The sequence below is a fragment of the Halorubrum sp. SS7 genome (assembly GCF_005435055.1).
GTDB lineage: Archaea > Halobacteriota > Halobacteria > Halobacteriales > Haloferacaceae > Halorubrum > Halorubrum salinarum.
The window spans coordinates 40,765-49,063 of record NZ_SGXV01000021.1; the positions used below are offsets into that span (position 1 = coordinate 40,765).

Here is an 8,299-nt window from a genome sequence, read left to right on the forward strand (position 1 = left end):
GCCGCCGCCGAGCGGGGGCGTGAACGTTCGGGGGCCGATCGTCTCCGTCGGGGAGGCGCGGACGGTGTCGACGTCGTACGGCGAGCGCGACCTCCGCGAGGTGCGGGTCCGGCCCGACCGCGGCGCGGGCGACCCGGTCGACGTGACGCTGTGGGGGAAGTGGACGGAGACGGCGGAGCACGCGGAGCCGGGGATGGAGCTGCTCGTCACCGACGCGGAGGAGGACGAGTACCGCGGCGAGACGGGGTACGCGACGACCGACGAGTCGTGGGTCGTCCTCCAGCCCGACTTCCTCGTCGACGTGACGGGGATCCGGTCGTGGGTCCAGTGCCCGCGGATGTACTACCTGAACAAGCTCTCCGGGATCCCGCTCAACTACCCGGTGGTCAAGGGGACCATCGTCCACGAGGTGTTCGGCGACCTGCTCCGCGGGATGGAGCTCGAGGCGTCCGTCGCGGACCGCGTCGCCGAGGCGGGGCTCGAACTCGGGCTCCTCGGCTACGAGACCGCGGAGGTCGAAGACGAGGTGCGCCGCAACGCCGCCGCGATCGAGGGGTGGCTCGCGCAGGGGACGCTCTCCGACGACGACACGTGGCGCTCGGAGTTCAGCCTCATCTCGCCCACCTTCGGGCTGAAGGGGCGCGCGGACGCGCTCCGGCGCGGCACGCCCGTCGAGCTGAAGACCGGGAAGAACACCAAGCGGGAGCCGCGCTTCCACGACAAGGTCCAGGCGGCCTGCTACGCGCTCATGCTCGACGAGCGCGGCGTCGACCCCGACATCGGGACGCTGCTGTACACGAAGAACACCGCTCTCGACCGCAACGAGGCGTCGGGCGACCTCGCGCCCGCCAAGGAGTTCACGGTCGGGCGCGGCTTCCTGGAGTTCGTCGTGCGCGAGCGCAACGCCCTCGCCGCGATGGAGTGGCGCGCGCTCAACGACCCCGGCGAGCGCCCGACGGTGCCGACGGGGTACGAGGCGGACGCGACGTGCAGCTACTGCTTCGAGCAGGACGCCTGTATGGTGGTCTCCGGCCGGCTCGACCAGGAGTCGAAGGCGGGGCAGATCGGGACGCCGATCCCCGACGCGGAGCGCGACTACTTCGACCGCTTCTACGTCGCCTTAGAGGAGGAGCGCCGCGAGACCCACGCCGAGTACCGGAAGCTGTGGGAGCAGAGCCCGGAAGAGCGCGCCGCGGACGACCGCGCGCTGATCGGCCTCGAACCGGTCGCGCGGACGGAGATCGACGACGCCCGCTGGGAGCTCCGCGCCCGGAAGCCCGGCGACGCGGTCTCGAAGCTCCGCGAGGGCGACGTGGCGCTCGCGAGCGACGGCGACCCCGTCTCCGGCCACGCGGAGCTCGGCCGGATAACGTCGCTCGGGAGCGACGAGGTGGTCGTCGAGACGGACGAGCCGGTCGAGCTGCGCCGGCTCGACGTGTACCCGTCCGAGATATCGGTCGACCGCTCGCTCACCGCGCTCCACGACGCGGTCCTGAAGGGCGACCCGGACCGCAAGGACGTGCTGTTCGGCCGCCGCGAGCCCGAGTTCCGGGACCCGAGCGAACGACCGCCGGGCAGCCCCGGGACCGACGACCCGGACGCGCCCGAGGCGTACATCGGCAACAACGCGGCCCAGAACGAGGCGGTCGAGCTCGCGGTCGACGCCGAGGACCTGGCGCTGATCCACGGGCCGCCCGGCACCGGGAAGACGTACACCATCGCGCGGACGATCCGCGCCCTCGTCGCGGAGGGGAACCGCGTGCTGCTCTCGGCGTTCACGAACCGCGCGGTCGACAACGCGCTGGAGGCGCTCCGCGACCAGGGGTTCGACGACGTGCTCAGGGTGGGCACCGAGACGGGCGTCCGCGGCGACATGCAGGACGTGCGGCTGGTCCAGCGCGGCGAGCCGAACGCGAAGGCGGCAGAGCTGCGGGACGCGCCGGTCGTCGCCGCCACCACCGCGGCCTGCGGCTCCCGCGTCATGCGCGAGTGCGAGTTCGACGTGGCGCTCGTGGACGAGGCCTCCCAGCTCACGGAGCCGGGGACCCACGCCGCGATCACCCTCGCGGACCGGTTCGTCCTCGTCGGCGACCACGAGCAGCTCCCGCCGGTCGTCCGCGCGGAGAACGACCTCAAGACCTCGCTCTTCCAGCGCCTCATCGAGACGTACCCGGACGCGAGCGTCATGCTCGACCGCCAGTACCGGATGAGCCAGCGCATCCAGGCGTTCGCCTCCGCGGAGTTCTACGACGGCGCGCTCCGGCCCGCCACGCCCGAGGTCGCCGGGCAGACGCTCGCGGACCTCGGCGTCGACCCCGACGCGCTCGCGCCCGACCTGACCGGCGGCGTGGGGTTCGTCGACCCGGACGGGGAGCGCGACGGCAACCGGAACGTCCGCGAGGCCGAGCGCGTCGCCGCGGTCGTCGACGCCTACGTCGCCGCCGGCGTCGACCCCGACGACATCGGCGTGATCGCGCCGTTCCGCGCGCAGGTCGCCGAGATCGGCCGTCGAACCGACGTGACGGTCGACACCGTCGACCGCTTCCAAGGCTCCTCGAAGGAGGTGATCCTCGTCTCCTTCGTCGCCACCGGCGACCTCGACGGGCCCATCTTCGAGGACCACCGCCGCGTCAACGTGGCGCTCACCCGGGCGAAAAAGCAGCTGACGATCGTCGGCGACGCCGACGCGCTCGCCTCCGACCCCTTCTACGAGCGCATGCTCGACTGGGCGCGGCGCTGACGGGGTCGTCAGTCCGAGTTACTCACGCCGATGGGCGGCGTCGGTTATTTATAAACCGGTGCGGTGGCGCGTGCCTCCGAGCGCCCGCAGGGCGGGAGGAGCACGCGCGAGGGAGTCGGCCGGTCGGAGCGAAGCGAAGACCGGCCGACGAGGCTGGGGAGGCGTGAGGCGCTGTGCGGTGCGGGGCGGGACTCAAAGGGGCAGCCGGGAGGCGGGCGCAGGCGAGGCAAGCACCGCAGGAACGAGCGAAGCGAGTGACGAGGAGCACAGCGAGTGTGCGCCCGCCTCCCGGCTGGGGCTTTGGCGGTGTTGTCCGTCGATCCGAAGTCGACCGTGTATATGCTAGCTGTCTGGTGTTTGGCGGTGTTCGCCGCCGGTCCGGCATCAGCGGTCGCGTTCGGTTATATTTCGTCGACCGCGTCCAGCGCCGTCTCGATGTCGGGCACGTCGAACCACTCGCGGTCGGTGTAGGCGTTCGTCCCGGCCGCATACAGGTCGGAGACGGCCTCGACGACCGCGGGAGGGAGCGGCTCGGGCTCGCGGTCGCAGAGCTCGCGCCAGTCGTCCGTCTCGCGGCCCGCGACCGACTCCTTCGCTTCCTTCACGGCCGCGACCCAGTCGGGGTCGTTCGCCTTGTACCACTGGCGGACGACCTCCTTCGAGATGCCGCGGCCGCCGTAGGAGAACCGGTTCTCGTCGAAGGTGCCGACCACGTCGGCGACGCGCAGCTCGCCGTCGACGTAGAGGCACTCGATCTTGCCGTCCTCGTGGACGAAGCCCGCCGCCTCGGCGCGGTCGGTGACGACGCGGTTCACGTCGCGCGCGAGCGATTCGAGGGCGTCGACGTCGGCGACGCCCGCCACCTCGTCGGCCTCCGCGCGGGCCAGGTAGCGGTCCTGCTGCTCGTACTTCGTCGAGAACTCCACGACCGGCTCGGGGAGGTCGACCGGCTCGTCGGGCCACTCGCCGTCGGCGCCGGCGAGGTCGTCGAGCCCGAAGTCGGCGGGCTCCCTGCGGCGCCGCAGGCTGGACCCGACGGGGACGCGGTTACGGAAGACCACTTCGAGCGGGACGAGGTAGTTCTCCCCGCCCGCGGCGTGGAAGGCGTCGTAGTCGTAGCCGGCGTGGGGCCCCTCGTACGGGAGGTCGGGCACCTGCGTCAGGTCGATGGCCATCTCCGTCGGCGGGGCGGTGGCCTCGTCGAGCGGCACGACGTGACCGGAGTCGGGGTCCGCGACCCCTCGGTAGTGGGTCGGGACCCCCTCGCGCTCCAGCAGTTCGAAGTTGAACGCGCCCATCGCGCAGAGGCTCGCGCCCTTGTTCGGGATCGCGTCGGGCATCTGCCCCCAGTCGAACACCGAGTAGGCGTCCGTGAAGACGAACCGACCCCGGCCGAGCCCGTCTGCGGCCGCCGGCTCGTCGACGCGGAACTCCTTGACGCTCGTCATGCCGCATACCGCGACCGCCTCCCACAAGAAGGTTTCAGTTACGTGGTCACCTCGGGTCGTCTCGACAAGTTTCGATCCACGACTGCGGATCAATTCGGCGGGCCGAGAGGAGGATCGCCAGCGCGCTCGCATCGAAAGCGACACCCGGCTCGCCCGCCCAGCCCGTGGCATGAACGATGCGCGCGAGGTCGTCGTCCTCCGGTACGGCCACCGGCCGGGGCGCGACGACCGCATGACGACGCACGTCGGGCTCACGGCGCGGGCGCTCGGCGCCGACCGGGTGATCCTCCCCGACAACGCGGGGCAGTCCGCGGAGACGGTCCGCGACATCACCGACCGGTTCGGCGGGCCGTTCGCGGTCGAACTCCGCGACGACCAGAAGGCGATCGTCCGCGACTTCGAGGGGGTGGTCGTCCACCTGACGATGTACGGCGAGCGCGTCCAGGACGTGGAGGCGGAGGTCCGCGAGGCGGTCGGCCTCGACGAGCCAGAGGTGGTGGGGGAGGCGTCGCCGCCGCGCGACCTCCTCGTCGTCGTCGGCGGCGAGAAGGTGCCGTGGGCGCTGTACGAGCGCGCTGACTTCAACGTGGGCGTGACGAACCAGCCGCACTCCGAGGTCGCCGGGCTCGCGGTGTTCCTCGACCGGCTGTTCGCGGGCGCGGAGCTGGACCGCGAGTGGACGGACGCCGACCGCCGCGTGGTACCGGAGGCGACGGGAAAGACGGTGGTCGACGCCGACGGTACCTCGGGGACAGCGAGCGGAGCCGAGGGCAACGGGAGCGCCGAGGCCGACGAGGGCAACTGAGTCGGCCCTCGCTACTTGTCGCAGTCGTCGCAGTCGTCGCGGTCGTCGCGGTCGTCCCGGTCCGACCGGGGCAGGTCGCTCTCGACGACCTCCGGGGTGCCGCTCAGGATGCCGCGGAGCCCGGACATCGGCTCGCCGACGGTGATCCCGTGTTCGGTGATGCGGAACTCGCGGATCGTCCGCTCGAAGTCGCTCGTCCGCTTTTTCAGGACGCCGATCGCCTTGCGGAGCTCGCCGCCGACCTCGAGGTGGCGGAGGAAGACGATGTTGTCGGCGAGGTAGCTGACGTTCTCCATCGTCGCCCGGAACTCCCCCGTGACGTTCCGCGTCTCGTCGACGAAGACGCCCGTCACGCCCGCGTTCTTGAGGTAGCGACCGAGCGCGTGCATCTGCTGGAGCATCTGCTCCTCCTCGCCGCGGAGCGTCAGCCGGTAGCCGGAGATGCCGTCGACCATCACGATGTCGGCGCCCTCGCCCTCGACCTCGTCGCGGACCAGCCGCGCGAACTCCTGTGGCGACCGCTCTAACGCCTCGACCTCGACCACTTCGAGGGTCCCCTTCTCCAGCATCTCGTCGACCGGGATGTTGACCGCTCGCGACCGCGCGAGAAACGTCCGTCTGGACTCCTCGAACAGGTAGATGACGGACCGTTCGCCCCGGCCCGCGGCCTCCTTCATGAACTGCGTGCTGAGGGTGGTCTTCCCCACGCCGGTCGGCCCGCTCACGATGCTGACGGTGCCGCGCTCGATCCCGCCGTGGAGCAGCTCGTCGACCTCAGGGATGCCCGAGGAGATCTGTTCGAACTCGGCGTCGCCGGCGCGGTTCGACCCGGGCTGGAGCGCGGGGTACACCTCGATCCCGGAGTCGGTGACCCGGTAGGCGTGATCGCCGCTCTGCGTCGACGACCCGCGGAACTTCGGCACGCGGACCGTCTTGCCGTACTGCGCCGCGTCGAGCCGGATCGTCCCGTCGGTGATGAACTCCAGGTCGTCCGTCGGCAGCGAGTCGGTGTTCTGGACGGTGAACAGCACCGTCGCGTCCCGGTCTTTCAGGAACCGCATGAATCCGACCACCTGCTTCCGGAACTGGTAGTCGTCGGACAGCAGGAAGCGGAGCTGGGTCAGCGGGTCGACGACGACGCGGTCCGGGTCGACCTCGGAGACCCCCTCGACGATCCGGTCGGTCAGGGGCTCGCGCTCGACCTCCGAGGGCGCGAACACCTCGTACGACTCGTCCTCGACGAAGGCGTCCGCGCTGGGACTCAGGTCGAGGAAGTCGATCGCGTCGGTGTCGAACCCGAGCGCCGCCGCGTTCGCCTTCAGGTCGCGGAGGTCCTCTTCGAGGTTGATGAAAAGCGCCGTCTCGCCCTCGTCGATTCCGGCCTGAAGGAAGTGGAAGCTCAGGATCGTCTTCCCGCTCCCCGCCTGCCCGCGGACCATGTAGCTTCGCGCGGGGATGAGCCCCCCGGAGAGTACCTCGTCGAGCCCGGCGACCCCCGTCGACGCTCGCTCGGATAGCGGTGATGGCATACCACACCAGTCGGCGGCGATCGACATATAAATGAGGTAGTTCTTAGTGAGTGCCGCGCCTTGTAGGAAAGAGATGGACTCGGACTCGGACCCCTCGGCCGACCGCGTCGGCGACGACGAGTCCGGCGAGCGCGAGGTGCCGCTGACCACCGAGAACGAGTCCCCACTGGCCTCCGCGGGCGACGACGCGACCGTCCTCCTGTTGATGGGCGACGACCGTAACCGCGACCTTCTCGTCGAGGCGTTGGGGGAGCGCTATCGGGTCCGGGCCGAGTCAGACCCCGCCGCGCTCGACGCCGCGTTCGACTGCTGTCTCCTCGACGCGGGCGCGTTCGAGGCCGTCGGCGACGAGCTCGACGCCCGCCGCGAGCGCGCCGACCCGACGTTTCTCCCGTTCGTGCTGTTGGTGAGCGAGGAGTCGCGGGGGCGGCCGACCGAGCGCACGTGGGGGCGCGTCGACGACGTCATCGAGCTGCCGGTCGGGCGCCAGGCTCTGCTCACCCGGGTCTCGAACCTGATCGAGCGCCGGCTGACCTCGCTCCGCCTCAGGCGGACCGTCGCGGACCTGCGGCTCAAGGAGCGGGCGATGGACGAGGCGCCCGTCGGGATCACCCTCGCGCGGGCGGCGGGCGACGACAACCCCCTCCTGTACATCAACGAGGGGTTCGAGACGCTGACCGGCTACGGCGAGGAGCGCCTGGGCGAGGACTGCCGGTTCCTCCAAGGCCCCGACACCTCGGACGAGACGCGCGCGGAGATCCGGGCGGGCCTCAGGGAGGGGCGGTCGGTGGACGTGGACATCCTCAACTACCGGGCGAACGGACAGAAGTTCTGGAACCGGCTCCAGATCGAGCCCCTGCGGAACGAGGCGGGCGAGACCACGCACTTCGTCGGGTTCCAGACGGACATCACCGATCGGAAGATCCGCGAGCGGCGGCTGGAAGTGATGGCCCGAGTTCTCAACCACAACCTCCGGAACAAGATGAACCTCATCACGGGGTACACGGACCTGCTGCGAGACGACCCCGACGAGGAGTCGCGGCGCCGGTCGATCGACGTCATCACCGAGACGGCCGCGGACCTCACGGGGATCGCGGAGGCGGTTCAGACGGTCGACGAGACGGTCTCGGCCCCCGCGCTCGACGCCCCGGTCGACCTCCGCGACGAGCTGGTCGAGATCCGGAACCGGATCCGCAGCCGCTATCCGGACGCCGAGGTGACGCTCTCGCTCCCGGGCGACGACCCGATCGAAGTGACGGTCGTCGGCCTCGCCGTCGCCGTCGGGGAGGCGGTCGAGAACGCCGTGAAGCACAACGACGCGCAGTCGCCGTCGGTCGAGGTGCGCGTCGAACGCCGCCCCGAGGGGTGGGTCACCATCGAGGTCGACGACGACGGCCCCGGGATCCCGGACCACGAGACGGAGGTGTTGGAGGCGGGCGAGACCTCGCTGACCCACGCCGACCGGCTCGGCATCTGGCTCATGTACTGGGTCGTCGCCAAGGCGGGCGGCGAGTTCGACGTCGACACCGGCGGGGACGGGACGACGGTCCGGCTCCGGGTCCCGGCGCGGCCCTGAGTCGGACCGGGACCGGCGGGCCCCCTCCTACAGCGTCCGCTTCGAGCGGAGCCGCGCGAGCCGCGTCCGGGCCTCCTGCCGGCTCGTCCCGCGGACGCGGCCCGTCTCGGCGTCGGCCATGGAGACGAGCGAGAGGCGGTCGAGGAGCGGCTGCTCGCCCTCCCGAAGGCCGACCGGGACGCCGCGCTGCGCCACGCGCTC

5 protein-coding genes are annotated in these 8,299 nt (G+C 71.1%); 3 read left to right on the forward strand and 2 right to left on the reverse strand.

Annotated elements, in window-relative coordinates; all coding sequences use genetic code 11:
• The first annotated feature begins 19 nt into the window (after positions 1-19).
• Positions 20-2,740: an AAA domain-containing protein gene (locus EXE44_RS15010; RefSeq protein ID WP_137717815.1), complete on the forward strand. Its 2,721-nt coding sequence runs from the start codon at positions 20-22 to the stop codon at positions 2,738-2,740.
• 401 nt (positions 2,741-3,141) lie between these two features.
• On the opposite strand, the gene EXE44_RS15015 is transcribed toward EXE44_RS15010, so the two are convergent.
• Positions 3,142-4,188 carry a phosphoribosylaminoimidazolesuccinocarboxamide synthase gene (locus EXE44_RS15015; RefSeq protein ID WP_137717816.1) on the reverse strand — a complete coding sequence of 349 codons (1,047 nt, stop codon included), beginning with the start codon at positions 4,186-4,188 and terminating at the stop codon, positions 3,142-3,144.
• Between the two features lie 169 nt (positions 4,189-4,357).
• Here EXE44_RS15015 and EXE44_RS15020 point away from each other — a divergent pair, with 169 nt between their 5' ends.
• Positions 4,358-4,993, forward strand: coding sequence for a tRNA (cytidine(56)-2'-O)-methyltransferase (locus EXE44_RS15020; protein ID WP_137717817.1), 636 nt, complete (start codon positions 4,358-4,360; stop codon positions 4,991-4,993).
• Positions 4,994-5,004: 11 nt separating this feature from the next.
• Here the strand turns inward: EXE44_RS15020 and EXE44_RS15025 are convergent, their stop codons facing one another.
• Complete coding sequence (locus EXE44_RS15025; RefSeq protein ID WP_137717818.1) at positions 5,005-6,522, reverse strand: ATPase domain-containing protein; 1,518 nt, start codon at positions 6,520-6,522, stop codon at positions 5,005-5,007.
• 73 nt (positions 6,523-6,595) lie between these two features.
• Between EXE44_RS15025 and EXE44_RS15030 the strand changes: the two genes are divergently transcribed.
• Positions 6,596-8,098 carry a PAS domain-containing protein gene (locus tag EXE44_RS15030; RefSeq protein ID WP_137717819.1) on the forward strand — a complete coding sequence of 501 codons (1,503 nt, stop codon included), beginning with the start codon at positions 6,596-6,598 and terminating at the stop codon, positions 8,096-8,098.
• Positions 8,099-8,299 lie beyond the last annotated feature (201 nt).

Excerpts from the sequence above, each read along its gene's own strand:
- EXE44_RS15015 (WP_137717816.1), bottom strand. The coding sequence starts at position 4,188 with ATGACGAGCGTCAAGGAGTTCCGCGTCGACGAGCCGGCGGCCGCAGAC.
- EXE44_RS15020 (WP_137717817.1), top strand. The coding sequence starts at position 4,358 with ATGAACGATGCGCGCGAGGTCGTCGTCCTCCGGTACGGCCACCGGCCG.
- EXE44_RS15025 (WP_137717818.1), bottom strand. The coding sequence starts at position 6,522 with ATGCCATCACCGCTATCCGAGCGAGCGTCGACGGGGGTCGCCGGGCTC.
- EXE44_RS15030 (WP_137717819.1), top strand. The coding sequence starts at position 6,596 with ATGGACTCGGACTCGGACCCCTCGGCCGACCGCGTCGGCGACGACGAG.